Source organism: Candidatus Infernicultor aquiphilus (assembly GCF_002784285.1).
Lineage (GTDB): Bacteria > Atribacterota > Phoenicimicrobiia > Phoenicimicrobiales > Phoenicimicrobiaceae > Infernicultor > Infernicultor aquiphilus.
On sequence record NZ_PFKO01000120.1, the window covers coordinates 13019 to 13296 of the forward strand.

At 36.0% G+C, this 278-nt stretch carries 1 protein-coding gene; it reads right to left on the bottom strand.

Going from position 1 to position 278, the window contains the following annotated elements; genetic code table 11:
* A partial coding sequence (locus COZ07_RS03440; RefSeq protein ID WP_406607188.1) for an AIR synthase related protein occupies positions 1–278 on the bottom strand: 278 nt, incomplete at both ends.

Genomic DNA, 278 nt, shown 5'->3' on the forward strand with positions numbered 1-278 from the left:
ACAATTTACCCATAGAGATATAATCCAGAAAGAATAAAGGTTTTGCTCCACAGGTAATAATATCATTAACACACATGGCTACCAAATCTATCCCCACACTATCATGTTTGTTCAAGGCAAAAGCAATCTTTAGTTTGGTACCTACTCCATCAGTGCCAGAAACTAATACTGGTTCCTGGTATTTTTGTCCGGTTAAAGAAAATAATCCACCAAAACCGCCTATTTCACCGATTACACCAGGGATAGAAGTTTCTTTGATTAATGGTTTTATCTTTTCA